This window comes from Rhodopseudomonas telluris, assembly GCF_042432815.1.
Classification (GTDB): domain Bacteria; phylum Pseudomonadota; class Alphaproteobacteria; order Rhizobiales; family Xanthobacteraceae; genus Rhodopseudomonas; species Rhodopseudomonas telluris.
Genome location: NZ_JBHLWM010000004.1, coordinates 136,296 through 161,439, shown reverse-complemented (window position 1 = coordinate 161,439; position 25,144 = coordinate 136,296). Strand labels below are relative to the sequence as shown.

The 25,144-nt window shown below is 66.4% G+C and carries 22 protein-coding genes and 1 riboswitch; of the genes, 15 read left to right on the top strand and 7 right to left on the bottom strand.

Features of this window, described 5'->3' with window-relative positions; all coding sequences use genetic code 11:
* Positions 1-99: 99 nt before the first annotated feature.
* Positions 100-384, bottom strand: a complete 285-nt coding sequence (locus ACFFJ6_RS10635) for a PilZ domain-containing protein (protein WP_378387345.1) — start codon at positions 382-384, stop codon at positions 100-102.
* An 82-nt stretch (positions 385-466) separates the two neighbouring features.
* On the bottom strand, positions 467-1,807 hold the full coding sequence (gene ugpB / locus ACFFJ6_RS10630; RefSeq protein ID WP_378387343.1) for a sn-glycerol-3-phosphate ABC transporter substrate-binding protein UgpB: 1,341 nt from the start codon (positions 1,805-1,807) through the stop codon (positions 467-469).
* Positions 1,808-2,077: 270 nt separating this feature from the next.
* Between ugpB and ACFFJ6_RS10625 the strand changes: the two genes are divergently transcribed.
* From ACFFJ6_RS10625 to ACFFJ6_RS10585, 9 genes are all read left to right on the top strand, one after another.
* Positions 2,078-4,090, top strand: a complete 2,013-nt coding sequence (locus ACFFJ6_RS10625) for a sensor histidine kinase (protein WP_378387722.1) — start codon at positions 2,078-2,080, stop codon at positions 4,088-4,090.
* Positions 4,060-5,799 (top strand): ATP-binding response regulator, encoded by a 1,740-nt coding sequence (locus ACFFJ6_RS10620; RefSeq protein WP_378387341.1) that lies wholly within the window; start codon positions 4,060-4,062, stop codon positions 5,797-5,799. Before ACFFJ6_RS10625 ends, ACFFJ6_RS10620 begins: the two co-directional genes overlap by 31 nt.
* Positions 5,796-6,536, top strand: coding sequence for a response regulator (locus ACFFJ6_RS10615; RefSeq protein ID WP_378387339.1), 741 nt, complete (start codon positions 5,796-5,798; stop codon positions 6,534-6,536). Before ACFFJ6_RS10620 ends, ACFFJ6_RS10615 begins: the two co-directional genes overlap by 4 nt.
* A 367-nt stretch (positions 6,537-6,903) precedes the next feature.
* Positions 6,904-7,515: a sigma-70 family RNA polymerase sigma factor gene (locus ACFFJ6_RS10610; protein WP_378387337.1), complete on the top strand. Its 612-nt coding sequence runs from the start codon at positions 6,904-6,906 to the stop codon at positions 7,513-7,515.
* A 506-nt stretch (positions 7,516-8,021) separates the two neighbouring features.
* The gene (locus tag ACFFJ6_RS10605) at positions 8,022-9,428 is read left to right on the top strand and encodes a cytochrome ubiquinol oxidase subunit I (RefSeq protein WP_378387335.1); all 1,407 of its coding nucleotides are present in this window, start codon (positions 8,022-8,024) and stop codon (positions 9,426-9,428) included.
* Complete coding sequence (gene cydB, locus ACFFJ6_RS10600; RefSeq protein WP_378387333.1) at positions 9,428-10,438, top strand: cytochrome d ubiquinol oxidase subunit II; 1,011 nt, start codon at positions 9,428-9,430, stop codon at positions 10,436-10,438. The genes ACFFJ6_RS10605 and cydB overlap by 1 nt, the downstream gene beginning before the upstream one ends.
* Positions 10,439-10,454: 16 nt before the next feature.
* Positions 10,455-10,583, top strand: coding sequence for a DUF2474 domain-containing protein (locus ACFFJ6_RS10595; RefSeq protein WP_378387331.1), 129 nt, complete (start codon positions 10,455-10,457; stop codon positions 10,581-10,583).
* Between the two features lie 40 nt (positions 10,584-10,623).
* Complete coding sequence (locus ACFFJ6_RS10590) at positions 10,624-11,217, top strand: L,D-transpeptidase (protein WP_378387329.1); 594 nt, start codon at positions 10,624-10,626, stop codon at positions 11,215-11,217.
* 39 nt (positions 11,218-11,256) lie between these two features.
* Complete coding sequence (locus ACFFJ6_RS10585; protein ID WP_378387327.1) at positions 11,257-12,291, top strand: amino acid ABC transporter substrate-binding protein; 1,035 nt, start codon at positions 11,257-11,259, stop codon at positions 12,289-12,291.
* Positions 12,292-12,740: 449 nt separating this feature from the next.
* Here the strand turns inward: ACFFJ6_RS10585 and ACFFJ6_RS10580 are convergent, their stop codons facing one another.
* Both ACFFJ6_RS10580 and ACFFJ6_RS10575 read right to left on the bottom strand, forming a co-directional pair.
* Entirely contained in the window at positions 12,741-13,880 is a 1,140-nt protein-coding gene (locus tag ACFFJ6_RS10580; RefSeq protein ID WP_378387324.1) for an acyl-CoA dehydrogenase family protein, read from the bottom strand.
* Between the two features lie 160 nt (positions 13,881-14,040).
* Positions 14,041-15,234, bottom strand: a complete 1,194-nt coding sequence (locus ACFFJ6_RS10575) for an acyl-CoA dehydrogenase family protein (RefSeq protein ID WP_378387322.1) — start codon at positions 15,232-15,234, stop codon at positions 14,041-14,043.
* A 212-nt stretch (positions 15,235-15,446) separates the two neighbouring features.
* On the opposite strand from ACFFJ6_RS10575, the gene ACFFJ6_RS10570 reads away from it, so the two are divergent.
* Together ACFFJ6_RS10570 and ACFFJ6_RS10565 are read left to right on the top strand one after the other, a co-directional pair.
* The gene (locus tag ACFFJ6_RS10570; protein ID WP_378387320.1) at positions 15,447-15,992 is read left to right on the top strand and encodes a carboxymuconolactone decarboxylase family protein; all 546 of its coding nucleotides are present in this window, start codon (positions 15,447-15,449) and stop codon (positions 15,990-15,992) included.
* 162 nt (positions 15,993-16,154) lie between these two features.
* Complete coding sequence (locus ACFFJ6_RS10565) at positions 16,155-16,649, top strand: VOC family protein (RefSeq protein ID WP_378387318.1); 495 nt, start codon at positions 16,155-16,157, stop codon at positions 16,647-16,649.
* A 176-nt stretch (positions 16,650-16,825) separates the two neighbouring features.
* On the opposite strand, the gene ACFFJ6_RS10560 is transcribed toward ACFFJ6_RS10565, so the two are convergent.
* The 3 genes from ACFFJ6_RS10560 to ACFFJ6_RS10550 form a co-directional block, all read right to left on the bottom strand.
* Entirely contained in the window at positions 16,826-18,037 is a 1,212-nt protein-coding gene (locus tag ACFFJ6_RS10560; RefSeq protein WP_378387316.1) for an MFS transporter, read from the bottom strand.
* 84 nt (positions 18,038-18,121) lie between these two features.
* Positions 18,122-19,369 carry an MFS transporter gene (locus ACFFJ6_RS10555; RefSeq protein ID WP_378387314.1) on the bottom strand — a complete coding sequence of 416 codons (1,248 nt, stop codon included), beginning with the start codon at positions 19,367-19,369 and terminating at the stop codon, positions 18,122-18,124.
* A gap of 99 nt (positions 19,370-19,468) precedes the next feature.
* Positions 19,469-20,170: a DUF938 domain-containing protein gene (locus tag ACFFJ6_RS10550; RefSeq protein ID WP_378387720.1), complete on the bottom strand. Its 702-nt coding sequence runs from the start codon at positions 20,168-20,170 to the stop codon at positions 19,469-19,471.
* 133 nt (positions 20,171-20,303) lie between these two features.
* Positions 20,304-20,503, top strand: a riboswitch (cobalamin riboswitch).
* A gap of 104 nt (positions 20,504-20,607) precedes the next feature.
* On the opposite strand from ACFFJ6_RS10550, the gene ACFFJ6_RS10545 reads away from it, so the two are divergent.
* The 4 genes from ACFFJ6_RS10545 (at position 20,608) to ACFFJ6_RS10530 (ending at position 25,037) form a co-directional block, all read left to right on the top strand.
* Positions 20,608-22,704, top strand: a complete 2,097-nt coding sequence (locus ACFFJ6_RS10545) for a TonB-dependent receptor (RefSeq protein WP_378387312.1) — start codon at positions 20,608-20,610, stop codon at positions 22,702-22,704.
* Positions 22,705-22,832: 128 nt separating this feature from the next.
* Positions 22,833-23,141: a hypothetical protein gene (locus ACFFJ6_RS10540; RefSeq protein WP_378387310.1), complete on the top strand. Its 309-nt coding sequence runs from the start codon at positions 22,833-22,835 to the stop codon at positions 23,139-23,141.
* A gap of 181 nt (positions 23,142-23,322) precedes the next feature.
* Positions 23,323-23,502, top strand: a complete 180-nt coding sequence (locus ACFFJ6_RS10535) for a hypothetical protein (RefSeq protein ID WP_378387308.1) — start codon at positions 23,323-23,325, stop codon at positions 23,500-23,502.
* Between the two features lie 314 nt (positions 23,503-23,816).
* The gene (locus ACFFJ6_RS10530; protein ID WP_378387306.1) at positions 23,817-25,037 is read left to right on the top strand and encodes an ABC transporter substrate-binding protein; all 1,221 of its coding nucleotides are present in this window, start codon (positions 23,817-23,819) and stop codon (positions 25,035-25,037) included.
* The last annotated feature ends 107 nt before the right edge of the window (positions 25,038-25,144 follow it).

Below are 25,144 nucleotides of genomic sequence, written 5' to 3'. Positions count from 1 at the left end.
TCCCGCAAGCGGGAGAGGGGGCGCGCTGGGCGCGGGGCGCCTCCCAACCCTCTCCGGCGCGTGGGAGACGGAGCGCGCTGGGCGCGGGGCCGTTTCGCGCTAATCGCCGAAGGCGACGCCGATGCGGTTCTGTTTGATCCAGACGAGGCGGCAGGAGCGAACGCCACCGGACGTCACCAGGCGGAACCGCTCCGGGACGTAAGCGGTGTTCTCGACTTCGATGGCGGCTCCCTCCTCCGAGATGTTGAGCAGGACGCAGCCGAGGCTGACGCCGTTGAAAGAAACATGAGCTGGTTCCCCGACGTCGCGTCGAGGAAATCTGCGATTGTCATCCACCCTGAGGTCCGTTTTTTTCCAGTCCTTGCCGGCGACGGCGGACGCCATCGCAGTCCGGCAGGTGACAAACACCACACATCAGGAAAAATGCCGCCGCTACCCGATCTGCGCAATCACTGCCCGGCAGATATCAGGGCTGAGTGCGCTCGAACTGCCGCAGCAGCTTGTTGCCGCGCTCGACGGCCGAATCCATCGCGTCTCCGGCGGGCTTCCGGCCGCTGAAAGCCTGTTCGAGTTCATCGTCGATGACATCGCGGATCAGCACGAAGGACCCGAGCCGCAGGCCGCGCGAATTATCGGTCGGCGGTTTCAGCGTCATCTGCTCGATCGAGATCGCGGTTCCGGGGTTGCGGTCGTAGAAGCCCTGCGCCCGGCTCAGCTCGTAGGCGGCGCGCGTCACCGGCAGATAGCCGGTGGCCTGATGCCAGGCTGCCTGCACCTCCGGCCGTGACAGATAGGCGAAGAATTTCGCCACGCCTTTATATTCAGCTGCCGGGCGGCCGCGCAGCACCCACAGGGTGGCGCCGCCGATGATGGTGTTTTGCGGCGCAGCGGCCACGTCCGGCCAATATGGCAGCCGGCCATAGCCGACCTCGAATTTGGAGTTGGCGATGATGTCGGCGCGGGTCGCCGAGGAGCCGATGAAGATGCCGCAGTCGCCGCGCTGGAACCGCGGCTCGGCCGTCGTGGCGCGGCCGCCATAGTCGAACGCCTTGGTCTTCTGCCATTCGGCCAGCCGGGCGACGTGGCGGATCAGCAGCGGATTGTTGAACACCAGCACGGCGTCGAGCCCGCCGAGGCCGTTGGCGCGGGTCGCCAGCGGCAGGTCGTGATAGGCGGAGAAATTCTCGACATTGATCCAGGACGGCCACGACGTGGTGAAGCCGCAGGCCGCGCCGCTCTCGACCAGCTTCTGCGCCGCGGCGCCGAGCTCCGGCCAGGTGCCGGGCGGCTTGTCGGGATCGAGCCCGGCTTTCCGGAACAGCGTCTTGTTGTAGTACAGGATCGGCGTCGAGGCGTTGAACGGAAACGACAGCATGTTGCCGGCGAGATCGACGTAATAGCCGGCCACCGCCGGCAGATAGTCGGCCGGCGAGAACGCCTCGTTCTCGTCGCGCATGAGTTCATAGACCGGATAGACCGCGCCCTTGGCCGCCATCATGGTGGCGGTGGCGATCTCGTTGACCTGCACGATCGCCGGCTGGCTCGAGGAACGGAATGCGAAGATCGAGGCCGTCACCGTCTCGGTGTAGTTGCCCTTGTAGCTGGGCACCACGCGGTAATCCGACTGTGAGGCGTTGAAATCCGCCGCCAGCTTTTCCAGCTGCCGGCCGAGCTGACCCGACATCGCGTGCCACCAGGCAATATCGGTGGCCGCTCGCGCAGGCCCCGCCCCCGCGAACGCCAGCAGCGTGGCGAATGTCAGCAGGATACTGGCTCGCCCCCGCCGCCGTTTACTCCCGATAGCCATGTCCTGCGCCGGTCTGCTACATTGGCGGGACTTCTCCGGCCCCGGTCTCGGGATGCAACTCTATGGGATCGATCTTGCTGCTGTCCAGTCGAGCCGCGACGCCAGATGCGGCCGCAGCTTCGGTCGACGTCCGGTTCGTCATATCGGCATCATGCGCGGCCGGCCCGTGCGCAGCGATCGCCATCCGCAAGGCCGACTGATTTGGACCCGGTAGCAGCGCGCCAGGACGGCAGCAGCGACGCGCGGGCGAGCTTCGCCAGCCGCTCCGGACTGGTGCGGCTGGTGCGCGCCGTGCCGATCCGCTGGCGCATCCTGTCGATCGCGGCGCTGAACTCGCTGGTGGTGTTGATCCTCGCCAGCATGATCTGGAGCGGCGCCCGGGTGCTGAGCACGGCATGGGACGACGTCCGCCAGGTGCGCGCGTCGGACCAGATCCTCGCCCTGCTGGAAAGCGAGACCGGGCGGCTGCAGAACCTCATCCACCGCTACATCAACCAGCCGAGCCCGGACCTGTTCGCCGAGATCCTGCTGCTGCGCGAGGCCGTGCTGGGCACGCTCAGCAACCGCGCCTCGACCGACCCGATGCTGTCGGGCTCGGTGGACGAGCTGGAGCGCGTGACCGAGCGCTTTCTCAACGGCTTCGGCGATCTGCGCGCGCTGCAGACCAAGATCAAGGATACCTACGAGAACCGGGTCCAGGGACCGGCGCGCGACATCGCCGCGCTGTATTCGGTGATCGAGGGCGCCACCGGCCGGCGCGACGCGCCGATCTGGCCGGCGCTCGGCCGCTCGCGCGAGGCCTTCACGGCGATGCTGGTGGCGGCCAATTCGTATTATCTGTCGCTCTCCAAGGAGGCGGCCGAGGACGCGCGGCGCAACACCGAGACGATCGAGCGCACCGTGCCGGTGATGATCGGGCTGTCCGACAACGACCTGCAGCGCATGGCGCTGGAGAAGCTGAAGCAACGCGCGGCGGCGCTCAGCGACGGGCTGCAGGACCTCTCGCAGCAGCTCGCCAGCCGCAGCGACCTGCTGCGGCATTCGATCGACGCCAGCCAGGCGGCGACGATCGCGGCGATCGACGCGCTGTCGGTGAAGATGCGCCAGCGCGAGCAGAAGGCGCAGCAGACCTTCGACCGCACCCTGACCAACATCTCGCGCAAGGTGCTGTGGATCGCGGTGATCTTCATCGCGGTGATCCTGGTGGCCAGTACGATCATCGCGCTCAGCATCCGCAAGCCGCTGCACCAGATCCTGTCGGCGATGCACGCCATCACCTCGGGCGATTACGGCCGGCGGGTCGCCGGCACCGACGCCCGCGACGAGGTCGGCGCGATGGCGCGCGCCGTCGAGGTGTTTCGCGAGAACGCGATCGACAAGCGCCGCGCCGAGGACGACCTGCGCGCCTCCAAGGAGAAGGCCGAGAGCGCGCTGCTCGAACTCAATACCGCGCAGCAGAATTTGATCGATGCCGAGCGGTTGGCCGCGCTCGGCGGGCTGGTGGCGGGAATCGCCCATGAGGTCAACAATCCGATCGGCATCAGCCTGACGGTGGCGTCGAGCTTCGCCCGCAAGGCGACGCTGTTCGAAGCCGACTTGAAAGGCGATACGCCGCTGCGGCGTTCACAACTCGAGGAATTCGTTCGCTCGTCGCACGATGCGGCTCATCAGCTCGTCGCAAATCTGCAGCGCGCCGCCGAACTGATCCAGTCGTTCAAGCAGGTCGCGGTCGACCGCTCCCACGCCGAGCGCCGCGCGTTCGATCTGCACGAGGCCACCGACCAGATCATCACCAGCCTCAAGCCGGTGCTGAAGCGGGCGCCGATCGAGCTGTCGATCGACATGCCCGACGGGCTGCTGATCGACGGCTATCCGGGCTCCTACGGCCAGATCCTGACCAATCTGTTCCTCAACGCCGTCAACCACGCCTTCGCGGACGGCCGCGCCGGGACCATCAGCATCTCGGCCCGGCCGCGCGGCGACGACGTCGAGATCGTGTTCGCCGACAACGGCGCCGGCATGACGCCGGACGTGCAGCGCCAGGCCTTCGACCCGTTCTTCACCACCCGGCGCAACGACGGCGGCACCGGCCTCGGCCTCCACATCGTTTACAATCTGGTCACCCAGCAGCTGGGCGGCCGCATGATGCTGGAATCAAGACTAGGACAAGGCACGACTTTTCGCATTATCATGCCGCGCACCGCCACCGGCGCGCCGATCGACGCCGACACGCCCAACGACGGAAATCCGCAATGGCCGACCAGGACGATATCCTCCAGCTGATCGAAGATACCGATCCGGTCGCCGATCCGTCGAATGCCAAGCGGTGGAAAATCGCGGTGATCGACGACGACGCCGCGGTGCACGAGGGCACGCGGTTCGCGCTGAGCGACTACAGCCTCAACGGCCAGGGGCTCGAAATCCTGTCGGCCTATTCGGGCGCCGAGGGCCGCGAGCTGATGCGGGCCAACCCCGACATCGCCGCGGTGCTGCTCGACGTCATCATGGAGTCGGACGCCGCCGGTCTCGAACTGGTTGAGTACATCCGCAACGAGATCCGCAACGAGACGGTCCGCATCATCCTGCGCACCGGCCAGCCCGGCCAGGCGCCGGAGCGGCGGGTGATCGTCGACTACGACATCAACGACTACAAAGCGAAGACCGAGCTCACCGCCGACAAGCTGTTCACCTCGCTGACCGCGGCGCTGCGCAGCTATCAGCAGCTCGAGCGGATGGTGCAAACCCGGCGCGGCCTCGAGATCATCATCGACGCCGCCTCGACGCTGTACGACTTCAAGTCGATGCAACGGCTCGCCGAGGGCGTGCTGACCCAGATCGCCTCGCTGCTCAACGTCGATTGCGCCGGAATCCTGGTGCTACGCGATGCCGGCGACGACTTCTCGGTGCTGGCCGGCTCCGGCTGCTACAGCCGCTTCATCGGCTGCACCGGCATCAAGCCGCTCGATCAGGATCTGCGGCTGATGGTCGAGGAGGCGTTCCGCCGCCGCAAGCACGAATTCGCCGACCAGCGCACCGTGCTCTATGTCCGCACCGGCAGCGGCCGCGAGGTCGTGGTGCTGCTGCAGGCCGAGCGTGAACTGTCCGAGACCGACCGCTCGCTGGTCGAGATCTTCGGCTCCCGGCTGTCGATCGCATTCGACAACGTGATCCTGTACCGGCAGCTCCACGAGGCCAATACCCAGCTCGAGGAGCGCGTCGCGCAGCGCACCCGCGCGCTGACGCAGGCCAACCGACGGCTGTCGACGCAATGGATGCGGCTGCAGCGCGCCAACGCGTTCAAGAACGAGATCCTCGGCACCGTCGCGCACGATCTCAAGAACCCGCTCGGCGTCATCCTCGGCCGCACCGAGATGCTGACGGAGCTGATCGGCGCGGACTCCTCGAAGGACAGCGTGCTCGCCCAGGTCGACCACATCCGCGAGGCGACGCGGCGGCTGACCTCGATGGTGGATCACCTGATCTCCGACGCGATGGCGGATGCGTTCGACATCTCGATCCGCCGCGAGCCGGTCGATCTCGCCGCGCTGGTGGCCGAGGTCGCGGAGGCCAACCGGCCGATGGCGCAGAACAAGCAGCAGGCGATCGCGGTGTCGATTCCGGCCGCGCGGGTAACGATGTGCGACTCCGACCGGGTCCGCGAGGCGATCGACAATCTGGTCAGCAACGCCATCAAATACAGCCCGATCGGCGGCAAGATCTCGCTGCAGGTCGACGGCGACGCCGACACCACGGTGATCCGCGTGACCGACGAAGGCGCCGGGCTGTCGCCGGAAGATCTCAGCCGGCTGTTCGGGCGCTTCCAGCGGCTGTCGGCAAAGCCCACCGCGGGCGAAAGTTCGACCGGGCTCGGCCTGTCGATCGTCAAGAAGATCATCGACATGCACGGCGGCAACGTCGGCGCCCAGAGCCAGGGGCCGGGCCAGGGCTCGACCTTCACCATCACGCTGCCCGCATCGTCTCCCGCATCATGAGCCAGAACCCGCACATCATCGTCGTCGACGACGAAGCCCCGGCCCGCGAAATGGTCGGCGACTATCTGAAGATGCACGGCTTCGCCGTGACGCTGTGCGACGGCGGCAAGAGCCTGCGGGCCGAGATCGCCGTCAAGGTGCCGGACCTGGTGGTGCTCGATCTCAACATGCCGGAGGAAGACGGCCTCTCGATCATCCGCGACCTCAAGGCCAAGACCAACGTGCCGGTGATCATGCTGACCGCCACCGCCAGCCCGATCGACCGGGTGGTCGGTCTCGAGCTCGGGGCCGACGACTACGTCGCCAAACCCTGCGAGCTGCGCGAGCTGATGGCCCGCATCCGCTCGGTGCTGCGCCGCGCGGCGCCAAAACCCGCCGAGGCGCCGACAGCTGCCGCTCCGGCCAAGCCGGCCAACGAGCAGCTGGTGCGGTTCGGCACCAAATGGCTCGATCTCGAAGCCCAGGCGCTCCGCGACGACGACGGCAACGAGCATCCGCTGACCGCGTCCGAATTCGGGCTGCTGAAAGTGTTCGCCGCCAATCCCAAGCGGGTGCTGTCGCGCGAGCGCCTGCTGGAACTCGCCAACGCCCGCGACGCCGAGGCGTTCGACCGCGCCGTCGACCTGCGCATCATGCGGATCCGCCGCAAGATCGAACCCGACCCGACCAAGCCGGCCGTGATCCGCACCATCCGCGGCGGCGGCTATCTGTTCTCTCCGGCGTCCGAGCGGCCCTGACCGGCGGCGCGATACGCCGCTAACCGTCGTGCCGACATCTCACGTCATGCCGGGGCTCGTCCCGGCCATCCGCGTCGTCCCAGCCTCGAGGCAGCAACGTGGATCGCCGACAGAAGCCACCAATGACGTGAGGAGAGGTTTGTTCCCGAGATCCGGGGCGCGCACCACAACCCCCGACGCTTGAGCCGGTCCTTTGAAAGTATTGCGGTTTTTGTCCATTTGTTTCATGGGGGCGGAGCCCGTGAAACATTCGCCCGAGTCACGAAACCATTTTCGACCTTTGGCGCAGACGTCTTGAAATGGTGCCTGACTAGTAAAGCTCCCAACGAACGCCGCGGGGGAGTGCGGCGGTATACGGGAGCCGTTCATGCAAAATGTGATTGCGATCAATGAAGCGGGCCGCCAGGGCATTATCGCCGCGCGCGCCACCACAGACGACATGTTGCTGGCCAGCATTGCGGCCGGGGACCGGACCGCGATGCATACGCTGTATGCCCGGCACAACGTGCGGGTCTATCGCTTCATCCTGCGCATGCTGCGCGACCCCGCCACCGCCGAGGACCTCGTCAGCCAGGTGTTTCTCGATGTCTGGCGCACCGCGCGGCAGTTCGAGGGCCGCGCCCAGGTGTCGACCTGGCTGCTGTCGATCGCACGCTTCAAGGCGCTGACGGCCCTGCGCCAGCGCCAGTACGAGGACATCGACCAGGACGACGTGCTCGAGATCGCCGACGGCGCCGACACCCCCGAGGCCGCGCTCGACCGCAGCCGCACCAGCGACATCCTGCGCGCCTGCATCGCCAAACTGTCGCCGGCGCATCGCGAGATCATCAATCTCGTTTACTATCATGAGAAGTCGGTCGAGGAAGTCGGCCGCATCGTCGGCATCCCGCAGAGCACCGTGAAGACCCGGATGTTCTACGCCCGCAAGCAGCTGGCCGAGCTGCTCAAGGGCCACGGCGTCGAAACCATGGCGGCGTGAACGACCGCCATGACGCACGACGACGTGATCGGCGCGACGTTCCGCCGCTGCTGGTTCCGTCGTTCGATTTAGAAAGGATCTTTGGTCGCCCGAATTCACAGCTGCGCGGCACGATGATATCTCCCGATCATCGCCGGTTGGAACACGCAGGTGTCGGATGACGACACAATTGAAACGATCGACGACATCTGCCGGAAAGAATTCGGTGCGATGATGATGCTGTCGAGACCGGGCGCGACCGGCACGGCAGGCTCATTCAAGGCTTGATAACCATCGCGACCTCCAAGTGACCCGGACGGGATGCCCACCGTCCGGGTTTTGCTTTTTCGGTCGGCTTTTTTCGGCCCCGCTTTTTCCGCCCCCTACCAAAGACGACTTGCATGGACAAAATGGCCAAGCGCATCGCGGCCATCTGATCGCTAATTGCTAGGCACCCCCTGTCGTCAACGATAGGATCATGATGCGCGGTCCCGCGTGACTGCGCTGTGTTCGTGCGGATGTGTCGAATGATCGAAGCCCTGGACCCCGTCGTACTGGCGCGCGCGCAGTTCGCCTTCACGATGTCGTTTCACATCATCTTTCCGGCGTTCTCGATCGGACTGGCGAGTTACCTCGCGGTGCTCGAAGCGCTGTGGCTGTGGACCGGCCGCGAGGTCTTCATCAACCTGTTCAATTACTGGCTGAAGATCTTCGCCATCGCGTTCGGCATGGGCGTCGTCTCCGGTATCGTGATGTCGTATCAGTTCGGTACCAACTGGGCGGTGTTCTCCGACAAGACCGGCCCGGTGATCGGCCCGTTGATGGCCTACGAGGTGCTCACCGCGTTCTTCCTCGAGGCTGGCTTCCTCGGCGTGATGCTGTTCGGGCTCAAGCTGGTCGGACCGCGGCTGCACTTTCTCGCGACCCTGATGGTGGCGGTCGGCACGCTGATTTCGGCGTTCTGGATCCTGTCGGCGAATTCCTGGATGCAGACGCCCGACGGCTATGCGGTCAACGACGCCGGGCAATTCATCGCGGTCGATTGGTTCAAGCTGATCTTCAATCCGTCGTTCCCGTATCGCCTCGTGCACATGGTGCTGGCCGCTTACCTCACCACCTCGCTGGTGGTCGGTGCGGTCGGCGCCTATCACCTGCTGCGCAATACGCGGCAGCCGGGCGCGCGGATGATGTTTTCGATGGCGATGTGGATGCTGACGATCGTCGCGCCGATCCAGATCTTCGCCGGCGACGCCCACGGTCTCAACACGCTGGAGCATCAGCCGGCGAAAGTGATGGCGATGGAAGGCCACTATCAGAGCCATCCCGACGGCGCGCCCTTCATCGTGTTCGGCCTGCCCGACCAGGATGCCGCGGTGGTGCGCTATGCGCTGGAAATTCCCAAGCTGTCGTCGCTGATCCTGAAGCATTCGCTCGACGCGCCGCTGGCCGGGCTCGACACCGTACCGCGGCAGGACTGGCCGCCGGTGCCGATCACCTTCTGGTCGTTCCGCATCATGGTCGGGCTCGGCGTGCTGATGGCGGCGCTCGGGGCCATCAGCCTGTGGCTGCGCTGGCGTGGCCGGCTGCACGACTCCCGTCCGCTGCACTGGTTCGCGCTGGCGATGGGCCCGGCTGGCTTCATCGCGGTGCTGGCCGGCTGGGTGACGACCGAGACCGGGCGGCAGCCGTTCACGGTGTTCGGCCTGCTGCGCACCACCGACTCGGTGTCGCCGCTCGCCTCGCCGGCGGTGGCCTCATCGCTGATCGCCTTCGTGATCGTGTACTTCGCCGTGTTCTTCGCAGGCGTCGTGTACATCCTGCGGCTGATGTCGGAGCCGCCGCATCACGGCGAGGAAGGGCCGCCCGGCGCCACGCCGGCGCGCGCCGCCGGCATCACGCCCGCCCCCGCGATCGCCACACGGAGGCTCGGCTGATGAGCTTCGCATATGATCTCGCGACGATCTGGGCCTTCGTCATCGCGTTCGCGGTGTTCGTCTATGTGGTGATGGACGGCTTCGACCTCGGCCTCGGCATCCTGTTTCCGCTGTTTCGCAGCAAGCGCGACCGCGACGTGATGATGAACAGCGTCGCCCCGGTGTGGGACGGCAACGAGACCTGGCTGGTGCTCGGCGGCGGCGGCCTGTTCGCGGCGTTTCCGCTGGCCTATGCGGTTCTGATGCCGGCGCTGTACACGCCGATCATCGCGATGCTGCTCGGGTTGGTGTTTCGCGGCGTGGCGTTCGAATTCCGCTGGCGTACGCTGCGCGAGCGCAATCGCTGGGACATCGCGTTCTTCCTCGGCTCGCTGATCGCCACGCTGGCGCAGGGCGTCGCGCTCGGCGCGCTGCTGCAGGGCATCCATGTCGAAGGCCGCGGCTATGCGGGCGGCTGGTGGGACTGGCTGACGCCGTTCAGCCTGCTCACCGGCGTCGCGCTGGTGGTCGGCTACGCGCTGCTCGGCGCCACCTGGCTGGTGATGAAGACCACCGGCGAATTGCGCGCGCAGGCCTACACGCTGAGCCGCTGGCTGCTGCTCGGGCTGCTGATCGCGATCGTCGCCGTCAGCGCCGCGACGCCGTTCCTGTCCTATGACTATTCGGAGCGCTGGTTCGCCTGGCCGAACGTGCTCGCGACCGCGCAGGTGCCGCTCGCCGTCGCGATCGTCACCGCACTGCTGCTGCGGGCGCTGGCGCAGCAGCGCGACTATCAGCCGTTCCTGCTGACGCTGTGCCTGTTCCTGCTGTCCTATGCGGGGCTCGGCATCAGCATCTGGCCCTACGTCGTGCCGCGCAGCATCACCATCTGGCAGGCGGCGGCGCCGGAGAACAGCCAGCTGTTCATGCTGGTCGGCGTCGCCATCCTGGTGCCGATCATCCTGATCTACACCGCGTGGGCCTATTGGGTGTTTCGCGGCAAGGTCGATCCGGAGAGCGGCTACCACTGAGCGCGGGCCGACAACAATGTCCAATCCTGAACCATCCGGATCATTGTCCCGACGCCTGCTGTGGTTCGTGGCGCTATGGCTGGGCGGCGTCGCGGCCGTCACGCTGGTGTCGCTGATCCTGCGGATGTGGATCGGAACCCACTGACATGGTACATTCCCGATGCAATTGCTTCGGGAGGATATCGATGCTCGGATTGTCGGGTTGGGTTGGGCGGCTGGCCGTTGCGGCGGCGTTGGTGATCGGCATCACACCCAGCCACGCGCAGCAAAACGACCCTGGCGACGAGCCCGGCCTGATCGCCAACGACGATTACGAGCTGCCGCCCGAGCTGCGCAAGCAGATGGTGTATTACCGGACCAGCGAGCCGCCGGGCACCATCGTGGTGCAGACCTCCGAGCGCTATCTCTATCTCGTCCAGGGCAACAACCGCGCGCTGCGCTACGGCATCGGCGTCGGCCGCGAGGGCTTCACCTGGCAGGGCCTGTTGAAGATCTCGCGCAAGGCGGAATGGCCCGACTGGGTGCCGCCGCCGGAGATGATCGCCCGCCAGCCCTATCTGCCGCGCTTCATGGCCGGCGGCCCCGGCAATCCGCTCGGCGCGCGGGCCATGTATCTCGGCTCGACGGTGTATCGTATCCACGGCACCAATCGGCCGGACACGATCGGCACCGCGATCTCGTCCGGCTGCTTCCGCCTGGTCAACGCCGACGTCGCCGACCTGTACGACCGCGTCCCGGTCGGCACCAAGGTCGTGGTGCGGCAGAAGCCCGAACTGTAACCGAGCGCGTCTCTTCCCCGCCCTTGTGAAAGACCCCTTATGTTCAAACGGACGTTCCAGACCGGGCTCGCGATCGGGCTCGTGGTCGCGGCGGCGATCGCTGCGGCCGCCATCACCTACGAGCGCTACGACACCAAGACGCTGAAGCGCACCATCCGGCGCGACGCCGTGCTGTGCGGCGTCAACAAGGGCCTGCCGGGCTTCGCGACGCCGGACGACAAGGGCAACTGGACCGGCTTCGACGTCGATTTCTGCCGCGCGGTGGCGGCGGCGATCTTCAACGATCCGAGCAAGGTGAAGTTCGTGGCGCTCGACGCCAGCGAGCGCTTCAAGGAGCTGCAGAGCCGCAAGGTCGACATCCTGTCGCGCAACTCGACCTGGAGCATGTCGCGCGAGACCGGCTACGACCTGTATTTCCCGGCGGTCGCCTACTACGACGGCCAGGGCTTCATGGTGCCGGCATCGCGCAAGGTCGATACCGCGGTCGAACTCGACGGCAGCAAGGTCTGCGTGCAGGACGGCACCACCACGTTGCTCAACCTCGCCGACTACTTCCGCGCCAACAACATGAGGTACACGGAAGTGAAGTTCGGCAAGCTCGACGAGGTCGTCGCCGCCTACAAGGACGGCCGCTGCGACACCTTCACGGCCGACGCCTCGCAGCTCTACGCACTGCGCCAGACGATGCCGAAACCGGGCGACCACACCATCCTGCCCGATCTGATCTCCAAGGAGCCGCTCGCTCCCGTCGTCCGCCAGCGCGACGACGACTGGATGATGATCGTGAAGTGGACGCTGTACGCGATGATCAACGCCGAGGAACTCGGCATTACCTCGCAGAACATCGACGAGGCGCTGAAGTCGAAGAAGCCCGACGTGATGCGGCTGGTCGGCACCGAGGGCGCCTATGGCGAAGAGCTCGGCCTGTCCAAGGACTGGGCCGCCCGCATCATCCGCCACGTCGGCAATTACGGCGAAGTCTACGACCGCAACGTCGGCAAACTCGGCATCCCGCGAGGATTGAACCAACTCTGGAGCAACGGCGGCATCCAGTACGCACCGCCGATCAGGTAGGGGGGCGGGCGTTCGTCCGTCTCGTCCGCGCTTCCGCACACGCCCACGTCATCGCCCGCGAAAGCGGGCGACCCAGTATTCCAGAGCGCTTGCGATCAGCAACGAACACTCTGGGATGCTGGATCCCCGCTTTCGCGGGGATGACGGTTTGTAGGGGTGATACGCCTCCGCTCTAAAATACCCTCTCGTTTGTCATTCCGGGGCGCGCGGAGCGCGAACCCGGAATCCATAACCCCTGTACCAGCGATCGGACGCGGCATCGCCGGTGCTGAACCGAGACCTCAGGGGTTATGGATTCCGGGCCTGCACCGCTGCGCAGCGCATCCCGGAATGACGGAGAGTGATGGTCTTCCGTAGCCCGGATGGAGCGAAGCGTAATCCGGGGAAGCGCTGCCCCGCATTCCGCTGCGCTGCATGCGGGCTACAGAGGTTTCAAGACGACAGAGCGCTCAATACTTCTTCCACTCCGCCAGCGCTTCGGCGTGGTAGTTGGCGTCGCCGAGTAGTTCCTGCAGCACGCGGGCGCGCTTCATGAACAGGCCGATGTCGAACTGATCGGTCATGCCCATGCCGCCGTGCATCTGCACGCCTTCCTGCACCGCGAGCGTAGTGACCGTACCGGCCTTCGCCTTGGCCACCGCCACCGCGACGCGGGCCTGCGCCGGGTCAGCGTCGACGGCCTGCAGCGCCTTGAGCACGGCGGCGCGCAGGATCTCGATCTCGGTGTAGAGATGCGCGGCGCGGTGCTGCAGCGCCTGGAATTCGCCGATCAGCTTGCCGAATTGCTTGCGCTCCTTGAGATAGCTCACCGTGCGGCCGAACGCCTCGTCGGCGACGCCGAGCATCTCGGCCGCTGCCGCGGCACGGCCGACATTCAGCACCGTCTCGAGCAGCGCACCGCCGCGATCGACCTCACCGAGCACGCTGTCGGCATTCACCTCGACATTGTCGAAGCTGATCCGCGCCGCGTTGTGCGCATCGACCATCACGGTGCGCTCAACCGCCACGCCCTTGGCCTTGGGATCGACCAGGAACAGCGTCAGGCCGTCGGCATCACCGGGCTGGCCGCTGCTGCGCGCCGCGACGATCAGCAAATCGGCGACATGGCCGTCGACCACCAGCGCCTTGTCGCCCTTCAGCTTGAAACCGTTGCCGGCGCGCGTCGCCGTCATCGCGATGCGCGACGGCCGGTGCTTGGCGCCTTCATCGACCGCCAGCGCGGCGATCAGCGAGCCGTCGGCGATCTTCGGCAGATAGGTCTTCTTCTGCGCATCCGAGCCGCCACGCGCCAGCGCCGAGGCCGCCAGCACGGCGGTTGACAGGAACGGCGACGGCGTCAGATTGCGGCCGATCTCCTCCATCACCACGCCGGCCTCGACGCAGCCGAGGCCCGAGCCGCCGAACTGTTCCGGCACCAGCAGGCCGGCGAGGCCCATTTCGGCAAAGCTCTTCCACAGATCGCGGGAGAAGCCGGTGGCGTCGCGCTCGTCGCGCAGCTTGCGGAAGTGCGCGACCGGCGCCTTGTCGCCGATCAGCCCGCGCGCCGAGTCGCGCAGCATGGTTTGTTCTTCGGTGAGGACGAGAGCCATGGGATGAAATCCAAATTGAATTCGGTTGCGACGGGAATTTGAGTTCGTCATTCCGGGATGCGCCCCTTGGGGCGCAGGCCCGGAATCCATATCCCCTGGCGGTGGTTATGGATTCCGGGTTCGCGCTGCGCGCGCCCCGGAATGACGTGGAGGGGCGGTGCTACGCCCCCGGCAGATCCAGGATGCGCTTGGCGACGATGCCGAGCATGACTTCGCTGGTGCCGCCTTCGATCGAGTTGGCCTTGGTGCGCAGCCAGGCGCGGGCGCGGGCGCCGTCGTGCGAGCGCTCGCTCTCCCATTCCAGCGCGTCGATGCCGCCGGCCGACATCAGGATCTCGTGGCGGCGCTTGTTCAGCTCGGTGCCGTAGTACTTCATGGCCGAGGAGAACGCCGGATGCAGTTGCCCAGCTTTCGCCAGATCGACCGCACGCTCAGCCGCGCAGGCCAGCGCCGCCTCATCGACGTCGAACGTCGCGATCTGGCCGCGCAGCACCGGATCGTCGAGCTTGCCCTGGTCATCGATGCCGAGCGAGGACGCCGCGACCTGGCCGAGCGGCCGGCCGCCGTCGCGGCCACCCATCCCGGAGATCATCGCGCGCTCGTGCTGCAGCAGATACTTCGCGACGTCCCAGCCGCGGTTGATGGTGCCGACGACATGCGACTGCGGCACCCGGACGTTGTCGAAGAAGGTCTCGCAGAACGGCGACTTGCCGGAGATCAGCAGGATCGGCTTGGTGGTCACGCCCTTCGACGTCATGTCGAACAGGATGAAGCTGATGCCGTCGTGCTTCTTGGCCGACGCGTCGGTGCGCACCAGGCAGAAGATCCAGTCCGCGTAGTTGGCGTAGGAGGTCCAGATCTTCGAGCCGTTGATGATGAAGTCGTCGCCGTCCGGCACCGCGCGGGTCTGCAGCGAGGCGAGGTCCGAGCCGGCGTTCGGCTCGGAATAGCCCTGGCACCAGCGGATTTCGCCGCGCGCAATCTTGGGCAGATGCTCGGCCTTCTGCGCCTCGTTGCCGTACTTCAACAGCGCCGGCCCGAGCATCCAGATGCCGAAGCTCGAGAGCGGCGGCCGCGCGCCGATCGCAGCCATTTCCTCGCGCAGGATCTTGTGGCGCGCGCCGTCAAGCCCGCCGCCACCGTACTGGGTCGGCCAGTCCGGCACGGTCCAGCCCTTGTCGCGCATCCGCTCGAACCAGACCTTCTGCGCGTCCGAAGCGAATTTGGCGTTGCGGCCGCCCCAGAAATTGTCCTCGTCGCCCTGCATCGGCTTGCGCATTTCCGGCGGGCAATTGGCCTCGAGCCAGGCGCGGGTTTCGCTGCGGAATTGTTCGAGATCGGAGGTGTCGGTCATCGGGGCTCCCATCCACCGGGGCGGACTTGACGCCCGCGTTGCATTTGATTGGGCCGGACCTTAGCGGTCGCCGGGCGAAATTCAATATCCGTGTTGCGCAGCGCCATGCGCCGCGCGCTCTGGCGTTTCGCCCGCAAACCCGTCACGTTTCGCATCCCGAAATTCAACGCGGCGCGCTGGGCTATGCGTCGCCTCACCACGAAGGAAACGCCATGCGCCTGAAGCTGCCCACGCCGGCCGAGATGAGCGACGATCAGCGCGCCATCTATAAAGAGTCGATCGCCAGCAAGCGCGGCACCCCGCCGCCGCCGATGATGGCGTGGCTGGCGAGTCCGGAGATGGCGCGGCACGCGACACGGCTCGGCGCCTTCCTGCGCTACGACACCTCGCTCACCGCGGCGGAGTCCGAACTCGCCATCCTGGTGACGGCGCGGCACTGGACCGCGCAGTTCGAATGGTACGCGCACAAGAAGATGGCGCTCGACGGCGGACTCGATCCGGCCATCATCGAGGCGATCCGCGATCGCCGGACCCCGGCCATCAGCGAGCCGAAGCAGCAGGTGATCTACGACGTCGCCCGCGCGCTGCACGAGGCCAAGGGCCTGCCGAAGCCGCTCTACGACGAGGCGATGCGAGTGCTCGGCGAGCGCGGCCTGGTCGAAGTGATCGGCCTGTGCGGCTACTACACGATGGTATCGATGACACTGAACACCTACGAGTTTCCGCTGCCGGATGGCGAGGTGCCGGAGCTGACCTAATCCGTGTCCCGGACGCGATGCGGCACGCAGTGCCGCTTCGCAGATCCGGGACCCCGGTTTACTGAGTTGCATAGCACCGGGGCCCCGGATCTGCAGCGCACCACGCCGCTGAAGCGGCGGCTGCGCAGCGTCCGGGGCACGCAGACTTGATGGAGGACCAACATGACGGAAGCCTCTCCCATTCCGACCGGCACACGAATCGGCCACGTCCATCTCAAGGTCGCCGATCTCGAGCGTGCGCTCGGGTTCTATTGCGGCGTGCTCGGCTTTCAGCTGATGCAGCGGATGGGCGATCAGGCGGCGTTCATCTCGGCCGGCGGCTATCACCATCACATCGGCCTCAACACCTGGGAGAGCAAAGGCGGCAGCCCGCCGCCGCCCGGCACGACCGGGCTGTTTCACACCGCGATCCTGTATCCGACCCGCGCGGCGCTGGCCGATGCGCTGCACCGCGTGCTGACCGCCGGCATCGCGCTCGACGGCGCCAGCGACCACGGCGTCAGCGAGGCGCTGTATCTGCGCGACCCCGACCAGAACGGCGTCGAACTGTATCGCGACCGGCCAGAGGCGGAGTGGCCGAAGACGGCCGACGGCAAACTGGCGATGTTCACGCGGCGGCTGGACATCGAGGACTTACTTCGCTCACGCGAAGCCTAGCACCACCCCTCCCCAAGTCATTCCGGGGCGCGCGCAGCGCGAACCCGGAATCCATAACCCCTGCGGCACGTGGTGAAACATGCGGCGTCTCCCCGGCGTGCTTAACCGCGAGTCCAGGGGGTATGGATTCCGGGCTCGCTCACTGCGTGAGCGCCCGGAATGACGGGGAGAAGTCGTTACTTCCGTTCTCGCACCAAAATCAGCGCCGCGGCGATCAGCTCCAGCAGGATGCAGACGGCGAATGGCAGCGTGTAGCTGCCAGACAGATCGCGGAGCAGGCCGACCACGCCCGGGCCGAACGCGTAGGTGACCTGGTTGATGGCGGTGTTGAGGCTGACCAGGACGCCGAACGAGCCGGGCGTGAATTCGCGCTGCACGATCAGCGCCGGCAGCGTGATCAGATTGCCGACCGAGAAGCCGAACAGCGCGCAGGCAGCCAGCATCAAGGCGGGCTCGCGTATCAGCAACAGGATCGTCAGCGCCACAGCCTGGCTGGCGAAGGACAGCGCGGAGGCGAGCCGCTGGTCGATGCGGTCGATCACCGCCGACATCAGGACGCGGCCGACCACCGCCATTATGGTCAGCAGCGACACCGCGGCGGCGGCGCGCTCGCGGCCGATCAGCGGATCCAGATACGCGATGACGTGAACGATGAAGCCCACCTGCGCGAACAGCACCAGCGCGAACGCGATGGTGACGATCAGGAAGTTGGTGTCACGCAGCGCGTGGCGCCGGATCGCACCCGACGACAGCGCCTGCACGGCGCCCGCTCCTGCGTGGCTCGCATGATGCAATGGCGGACGTCCGACGAACACCATCACCAGCGGTGCGATCAGCAGCAGCGACGCCAGCGCCGCCGCCAGCGTCGCGCCGGCGAAACCGAGATGGCCGATCGCCAGCACCAGCAATGGCACGCCGGCGATGCCGCCGAAGCTGGCGCCGTTCAGCGCCAGGCTGATCGCCATGCCGCGGCGCTTGTCGAACCACAGCCCGAGCGTGCTGGTGATCGCGCCGAGGCTGGTGCCGGCCCAGCCGATCGCCAGCAGCACGTAGATGCCGTAGAGCTGCCAGGGCGCATCGATACGACCGAGCAGCGCGGTGCCGAGCGCGGTCGCCGCGAGACCGCCGAGCAGGCAGGTCTTCGGTCCGACGCGGCGGATCGCGTCGCCCACGAAGGCGACCAGCAGCGCACCGCCGAGATAGAAGAACGTCGTCGCGGTCGAGATCAGCGACGCCGGCCAGCCGTGCAGGCGCTGCAGCTCGGCGAGATACACCGACTGGCCGTAGAAGCCGAGGGCCCAGCTGAAGGTCGCGACCGCGAAACACACCGCGACGATGCGCCAGCCCTCATAGCGGATCGAGGTCTCGTCGGGGATCGATCCGGTCATCGCGGGCGATCAGCCAACATCGCGCAGCGCGCCATCGTTTCCCCCTCGCCGGCGCTTTGCGGCCGGGTCGTTTAGTTGTCGCAGTCAGACGCCCCGGTCGGCGAGTTCGACGGCTTGCGCGGCGATTGGCTTGCGCGATTTCGCCCAGCCGCTGATTGCCAGCACGATGAGGCCGAGCAGCACCGGCGGGAACACCGTGAGATTGACGGTGGTCCAGCCATAGTTCGCCAGCAGTTGCCCCGACGAGAACGAGCCCAGCGCCATCATGCCGAACACCAGGAAATCGTTGAACGCCTGCACCTTGTTCTTCTCGCTCGGCTGATGCGTCTCCAGCACCAGCGCGGAGGCGCCGACGAAGGCGAAGTTCCAGCCGACGCCGATGACGAACAGGGTCGCCCAGAAATGCGGGGCGGAGATGCCCATGATGCCGATCGAGGCGCCCGCCGCTTCCAGCACCAGCCCCAGCGCGACCACGCGCGGCGCGCCGAACCTGGCGATCAGCGAGCCGGTGACGAAACTCGGCGCGTACATCGCCACGATGTGCCATTGCAGGCCGAAGTTCGAATCGCTGACCGGCAAGCCGCACATCTGCATTGCCAGCGGCGCCGAGGTCATCACCAGATTCATCATCGGATAGGCGATGACGCCGCACAGCGCCGCGGCGATGAAGCGCGGCTGCCGCACGATCTGTAGCAGCGGCCGGCCGCCGGCGAGATCGGCCGGCTGCGGCTTCGGCGCATCGACGCTCCACAGCACCGCCATGGCGATCAGCGCCACCGCGGCCTGCACCACGTAGCTGAAGGCGAACAGATAAGGCTGCCAGATCTCCATGGTCCACTGCACCAGCTGCGGACCGAGTACGCCGGCGAACACGCCGCCGGCCATCACCCACGACACCGCCTTCGGGCGATAGTCGGCGCTGGCGCCATCGGCGGCGGCGAACCGATAGGATTGCGCCACCGCGCCATACAGCCCGCCGAGGAAGGTCGCGACGCAGAACAGCGCGAACGAGCCGTACAGAATGGCCAGCGCACCGAGCGCACCGGCAGCCGCGCCGCAGCCGGCGCCGATCATGAACGAGGCGCGGCGGCCATAGCGGCGCGCGATCGCGCCGGTCGGCAGCGTGCCGGCCGCGAGGCCGACCACGTACATCGAGATCGGCACGGTGGCGAGCGCGACGCTCGGCGCCAGCTGCGCGCCGATGATCGCACCGGTGGCGAAGATCACCGCCGCATTGGCGCCGGTCAGCGCCTGCGCGGCGGCGAGCCGCCAGACGTTGGAGCGCGCCCGCGCGTCGTCGGAAATCTCGCAGGTCGCGGTCGCGTCAACCATCGGGTGTTTCGCCCTTCATCCGGCCGGTGCATCGCCGGGCCGTGGAATCGGCCGGCATCATAGGCGGCGACGGTCTGCGATCAACTGCCGCAGGCGCGGCTAACCTATGCGCGGCCTTCCGCTTTCGCCGCTGCGGGCGAAGCCCAGGATGAGATTGTTGGCCGGCATCGCGATGATCTCGGTCAGGCGCAGGCCGTGCTCCGCGCCGAGCTGCTCCAGCTCGCCGACATCGCGCACGCCCCAATCGGGATTGGCGGCGCGCAGGCTGGCGTCGAACGCCGCATTGCTCGGCGCGGTGTGCTGGCCGTCCTGCTTGAACGGGCCGTAGAGGATGAGTTGGCCGTCCGGCCGCAACAGCCGGGCCGCGCCGGCGAACAGCCCCTGCGCCACCGGCCACGGTGCGATGTGCACCACATTGGCGCTGAACGTCGCGGCGAGCGAGGCGGGATCGCCGTCGCTCACCATCCCGGCGGGCCATGCCGGATCGGACAGATCGATCCGCCGCGGCTCCCGGATATTGGCGAGCCCGGAGTGCGCGCGCCATGCGGCGATGCTGCTCAGATGCTGCGGATGGATGTCGCTCGGCCACCAGACGATCTCGGGATGTTGACGCGCGAAGGCGACCACATGCTGGCCGGTGCCGCTGCCGGCCTCCAACACGTCGCCCGCGACGCCGTGCAGCAGGCGCGCGAGCACATCGCGGATCGCCTGCTGATTGCGATGAAACGCGGCGGCATCGAGCCGCCCATCGGATTCGACAGGCCGACCGTCCTTGCCGAATTCGACCACATAGTCCGCCATCGTCACCGCGCCTTGTTGAGCTGGATCAAGCCGCATTGTTACTCGCAAGCAACAGCCGCGGACAATCCCACCGGCGAGCGCAGCAACCGGGCCGGCCACCGCCAACGGCGAATTGACTCCACGCCGTCCGATACTTCTAGTTGAATGTGACGGTTCCTCTCACGAGGATGAAAAGGGAATGCGGTGCGGAGCTTCACGCTCTCAGGCCGCAGCTGTTCCCGCAACTGTAAGCGGTTCGACTTCTGTCGGAATGCCACTGGGACCTCGGCCCTGGGAAGGCGACGGAAGATATCACCCGCGAGCCAGGAGACCTGCCGTCATTCGTGGTCACACGCGAGAGTGCCGGTCGGGAATTGCAGGCATTGGTTTCACCCGCGCAAGCATGGTGATCCCTCGTTCGCTGTGACGTGCCACTGAACGTCCGGCCGAGGTTATCCATGCCGTCTTCTCACTCCGCTGCACCGCGCACGCGCGCGCTGCTGTGCTCCACCATCCTGGCTTCCAGCCTGTTCGCCACGCTCGCGCCTGCGGCCGCGCAGGACATGCTGCCCGCCATCAACGTCACCGCGACGCGCACCTCCGACGCGATCGTCGGCACCTCGAGCACAGTGATCACCGCCGACGACATCGCGCATTCGCCGGCGCAGACCGTGCAGGACATCATCGCGCAGACGCCCGGCGTGCAGACCACGTCGCTGTATGGCGGCGTCAACGGCACCGGCTCGTCGGTCGATTTGCGCGGCTTCGGCGCCACCGCGACCTCGAACACGCTGTTCCTGATCAACGGCCGCCGCCTCAACGACCTCGACCTGCAGGGCGTCGACCTGTCGAGCATCCCGCTGCAGTCGATCGAGCGCATCGAGATCACCCGCGGCGGCAGCGGCGCCGTGCTGTACGGCGACAACGCGGTCGGCGGCGTCATCAACATCGTCACCAAGAGCGGCACCGGCGGCCCGCCCGCGACGTTCCGCGCCGAAGGCGGCGTCGGCTCATTCAACCAGCGACTCGCCGCGGTGTCGGCGGCGTTCAATTCCGGGCCGTGGTCGACCTCTGCGTTCGCCAACGGCGTCCGCTCCGACGGCTACCGCTCCAACAACGCGCTGGAACAGAACAACGCGATCGGCGAACTGCGCTACACCACCGGCGATCTCAGCGCGTTCCTCAACATCTCCGGCGACAACCAGCGTCTCGGTCTGCCCGGCTCGCGGATCGTCGATCCCTCGATCGGCGTCAACCAGCTGCAGACCGACCGCAGCGGCACCAGCACGCCGTTCAACTTCGCCGACAAGCAGGGCGCCAACCTCACCGCCGGCTTCACCAAATCGCTGTGGGACGGCGCCGAGCTGATCGTCGATGGCGGCGTCCGCGACAAGCGGCAACAGGCCGGCTATTTCGGCGACGTGCCGCTGCAGAGCTTCAACGCGAGCTGGTTCGACGCGCATCTCCAGACCTGGTCGATCACGCCGCGGCTTAGCATCAAGAACGCGTTCTTCGGCCTGCCGTCGAAGATCCTCACGGGCCTCGACTATTACGACGCGACCTATGATTCCGACCGCGGCCAGTATCGCGGCACGCCGCCGGTGCACGTCTACAATCTGTCGCAGAAGACGCTGGCCGGTTATTGGCAGCAGACCATCGCCGTGCTGCCGAGCACCGACTTCTCGTATGGCGGCCGGGTGCAGAGCGTGAAGGTCGACGCCGCCGACCGGCTCAATCCGCTGGCGCCGGGCTATTTCGGCGAAGCGCAGGCGCAGCCGCTGAACAGCACCGAGACCCAGCATGCGCTGCATGTCGGCCTCGAGCATCGCTTCAACGACGTGTTCAGCGTGTTCGCCCGCGGAGCGCGCGCGTTCCGCACGCCGAATGTCGACGAGCGCGTCGCCTCGGGTCCGTCTTATGATGCGTTCTTCAATCCGATTCCGGGCACCTTCGCGCTGAAGACCCAGACCTCGGTCGACGTCGAAGGCGGCTTCCGGATCAAGTCCGGCCCGTTCGAGATGCAGACCAGCGTCTACAACATGGATCTGACCAACGAGATCCGCTACGACCCGGTGAACTTCTACAACACCAACCTCGATCCGACGCGTCGCACCGGGGCCGAGACCAGCTCGTCGGTGCGGATCAGCGACAATTTGCTGCTGCGCAGCGGCGCAGCCTATACGCGGGCGACGTTCCGCGAGGGCCCGCTCTCCGGCAACGACGTGCCGCTGGTGTCGCGCTATACGGCGAATGCCGGCGTGACCTGGAACGTCTGGCAGAAATACGTCGTGTTCGATGCCACCGCGCGGGTTTGGAGCAGCCGCTTCATGGACAACGACAATGCCAACGGCCAGGTCAAGATCCCGGCCAACGGCACCGTCGATGTCAAGCTGAGCGGCGAAGTCGACCACTTCTTCTGGTCGCTGAGCGTGATCAATCTGTTCAACGCGCAATATTACGATTACGCGGTGGCCAGCACTTTCACGCCCGGCCGTTACGGCGCGTATCCGCTGCCGGGCCGAACCTATCTGGCCAAGGCTGGCGTGACCTTCTGACCGGACATCACGTCGCGCCACACCGACTATCGTGCATGACAGGCCCCGGCAGCAAAAGCTGTCCCGGGGCCTTTTTTCTTGCTACACCCCGCGCTTCCCAATTCCCCGAAGACAATCGACGTGGACGAATGACGAACGACGAAAATTCCCGCCCCGCTGCACGCTCTGGCGCAGCCGCACAGGAGACCGACAGCGGCCGCGCTGAACGCGAGGCCGCTGCGAAGGCGACTCTCGACAACATGGCCCGGCTGAGGGCGTTGCGTCTGGCGCGCGAGGCCGCCGAACCGCAGCGCGCTCCGACCAAGACCAAGCGCGCCAAGGCCGGCACCGGCAAGACCGCCGGCACGCGCACGGCTGCCGGCAAGTCGGCAGAACCGACGCCGCGCGCGCTGTCGGACTGGCTGGCCGAACAGCAGAAGGGCGGCCACCGCACCTGAAATGCCCGCGCCCTCCGCCCCGCGGGCGGCGCGATGCTGCCTTGTGCAAAATGCGGCCGGTAGCCGCTGATCATGGGCTAGATTGCAACTGTTTCGGTGGCCAAATGGCCGCGACAGGACGACAACGGACCCGAACCGCGCCACGGCGCGTTTCGGCCCCGTGCTGACGGGATCCAAGACGATGATCGGGTGGCAGAAGATCAAGCCCAAAAAGGTCCGCAAGGACAAGGTCGCCGCGACGACGAAAGAAGTCGCGGCCGCCAAGCCGGTGTCCGCGCGGCTGCCGGACGACGATCTCTACGACAGCGGCGACATCTGCGCGCCGGAGCGTGACCGCGACGACGAGCAGCGCGATCTCTAAGCGCGTCTGCGATCCGCCCTGACGGATCGCCGGGTGCGACGTTGTGCGGCAGGCACCCGATGCCTGCCGGCAAAGTAGCCGAAATATCCGCAGATCAGCTGGTTCGGCTCACGCTTATTCCGCCGCGATGAATTCTCCGACGCGTCGTCGACCTTCGCGCCGCGCTGCGGCGTGCAATTTGGATTCAAATGATTTGAACTCATGGCGGCCGCGTGAGAGCGTCGGCCGATCGCCGCGTGCGCCTAATCGGACGCGCGGACGATCACGACAGCCCGCACCGCAGAGTGCGGCTTCAACCAAAGAGAGGAAGTGCCATGACCACCCGCCTCAGCCTGCTCGCGGCCGGCTTGTTCGCCGTCGCAGCGGCTCAGCCCGCCTTCGCCCAGAAGCAATACGGCCCCGGCGTCACCGACAGCGAAATCAAGATCGGCCAGACCATGCCGTATAGCGGCCCGGCCTCGGCCTATGGCGTACAGGGCCACGTCGAAGACGCGTACTACGCCATGATCAACGCAAAAGGCGGCGTCAATGGCCGCAAGATCAAGATGATCAGCCTCGACGACGCCTACTCGCCGCCCAAGACGGTGGAGCAGACGCGGCGGCTGGTCGAGCAGGACGAGGTGCTGGCGATCATCGGCACCATCGGTACGCCGACCAACACGGCGATCCAGAAATATCTCAACGGCAAGAAGGTGCCGCAGCTGTTCATCTCGACCGGCGCGGCGAAGTGGGACGATCCGAAGAACTTCCCGTGGACCACGCAGCTCTACCCGCCTTACCAGATGGAGGGCATGATCTTCGCGAAGTACCTGCTCAAGAACAAGCCCGATGCCAAGCTCGGCGTGTTCTCGCAGAACGACGACGCCGGCAAGGATTACGTCAAGGGCCTCAAGGACGGTCTCGGCGACAAGGCCAAGACGATGATCGTCAAGGAGGTCACCTACGAAGTCAGCGATCCGACCGTCGACTCGCAGATCGTCGCCCTGAAGGCCTCGGGCGCCGACACGCTGTTCACCATGGCGACGCCGAAGTTCGGCGCGCAGGCGATCCGCAAGGTCCACGAGCTGAACTGGAAGCCGCTGAACTTCGTGGTCAGCGTTTCGAGCTCGATCAAGGGCGTACTCGAACCCGCCGGCAAGGAAGCCTCGACCGGCCTGCTCACCGCGCTGGCGGCCAAGACGCCGACCGATCCGCGGTTCGAGAATGACGCCGACGTCAAGGAGTTCAAGGAATTCCTCACCAAGTGGTACCCGAAAGGCGACATCGCCGACGGTTCCACCGTCACCGGCTACATCTCGGCCTATATGACCGTGAAGGTGCTCGAAGCCTGCGGCGACAATCTCACGCGCGACAACCTGCTGAAGCAGGCCACCAACATCAAGCCGACCGAAGCGCCGCTGCTGCTGCCGGGCATCAAGATCTCCACCCGCCCCGACCGCTACGCCCCCTACACCCAGATGCAGATCGCCAAATTCGACGGCAAGAGCTGGGTGCCGGAAGGCGAAGTGTACAACACCGACGGGCCGAGCCAGTAAGCTTAGCCACGAAGTCTCGGTGACTAAGTAGTTCAACGACGACCCCACCACGTCATGGCCGGGCTCGTCCCGGCCATCCACGCCTTTCTTGCCACTGAACTGTAAGA

Excerpts from the sequence above, each read along its gene's own strand:
- ACFFJ6_RS10635 (WP_378387345.1), bottom strand. The coding sequence starts at position 384 with ATGGCGTCCGCCGTCGCCGGCAAGGACTGGAAAAAAACGGACCTCAGG.
- ugpB (WP_378387343.1), bottom strand. The coding sequence starts at position 1,807 with ATGGCTATCGGGAGTAAACGGCGGCGGGGGCGAGCCAGTATCCTGCTG.
- ACFFJ6_RS10620 (WP_378387341.1), top strand. The coding sequence starts at position 4,060 with ATGGCCGACCAGGACGATATCCTCCAGCTGATCGAAGATACCGATCCG.
- ACFFJ6_RS10615 (WP_378387339.1), top strand. The coding sequence starts at position 5,796 with ATGAGCCAGAACCCGCACATCATCGTCGTCGACGACGAAGCCCCGGCC.
- ACFFJ6_RS10610 (WP_378387337.1), top strand. The coding sequence starts at position 6,904 with ATGCAAAATGTGATTGCGATCAATGAAGCGGGCCGCCAGGGCATTATC.
- ACFFJ6_RS10605 (WP_378387335.1), top strand. The coding sequence starts at position 8,022 with ATGATCGAAGCCCTGGACCCCGTCGTACTGGCGCGCGCGCAGTTCGCC.
- cydB (WP_378387333.1), top strand. The coding sequence starts at position 9,428 with ATGAGCTTCGCATATGATCTCGCGACGATCTGGGCCTTCGTCATCGCG.
- ACFFJ6_RS10595 (WP_378387331.1), top strand. The coding sequence starts at position 10,455 with ATGTCCAATCCTGAACCATCCGGATCATTGTCCCGACGCCTGCTGTGG.
- ACFFJ6_RS10590 (WP_378387329.1), top strand. The coding sequence starts at position 10,624 with ATGCTCGGATTGTCGGGTTGGGTTGGGCGGCTGGCCGTTGCGGCGGCG.
- ACFFJ6_RS10585 (WP_378387327.1), top strand. The coding sequence starts at position 11,257 with ATGTTCAAACGGACGTTCCAGACCGGGCTCGCGATCGGGCTCGTGGTC.
- ACFFJ6_RS10580 (WP_378387324.1), bottom strand. The coding sequence starts at position 13,880 with ATGGCTCTCGTCCTCACCGAAGAACAAACCATGCTGCGCGACTCGGCG.
- ACFFJ6_RS10575 (WP_378387322.1), bottom strand. The coding sequence starts at position 15,234 with ATGACCGACACCTCCGATCTCGAACAATTCCGCAGCGAAACCCGCGCC.
- ACFFJ6_RS10570 (WP_378387320.1), top strand. The coding sequence starts at position 15,447 with ATGCGCCTGAAGCTGCCCACGCCGGCCGAGATGAGCGACGATCAGCGC.
- ACFFJ6_RS10565 (WP_378387318.1), top strand. The coding sequence starts at position 16,155 with ATGACGGAAGCCTCTCCCATTCCGACCGGCACACGAATCGGCCACGTC.
- ACFFJ6_RS10560 (WP_378387316.1), bottom strand. The coding sequence starts at position 18,037 with ATGACCGGATCGATCCCCGACGAGACCTCGATCCGCTATGAGGGCTGG.
- ACFFJ6_RS10555 (WP_378387314.1), bottom strand. The coding sequence starts at position 19,369 with ATGGTTGACGCGACCGCGACCTGCGAGATTTCCGACGACGCGCGGGCG.
- ACFFJ6_RS10550 (WP_378387720.1), bottom strand. The coding sequence starts at position 20,170 with ATGGCGGACTATGTGGTCGAATTCGGCAAGGACGGTCGGCCTGTCGAA.
- ACFFJ6_RS10545 (WP_378387312.1), top strand. The coding sequence starts at position 20,608 with ATGCCGTCTTCTCACTCCGCTGCACCGCGCACGCGCGCGCTGCTGTGC.
- ACFFJ6_RS10540 (WP_378387310.1), top strand. The coding sequence starts at position 22,833 with ATGACGAACGACGAAAATTCCCGCCCCGCTGCACGCTCTGGCGCAGCC.
- ACFFJ6_RS10535 (WP_378387308.1), top strand. The coding sequence starts at position 23,323 with ATGATCGGGTGGCAGAAGATCAAGCCCAAAAAGGTCCGCAAGGACAAG.
- ACFFJ6_RS10530 (WP_378387306.1), top strand. The coding sequence starts at position 23,817 with ATGACCACCCGCCTCAGCCTGCTCGCGGCCGGCTTGTTCGCCGTCGCA.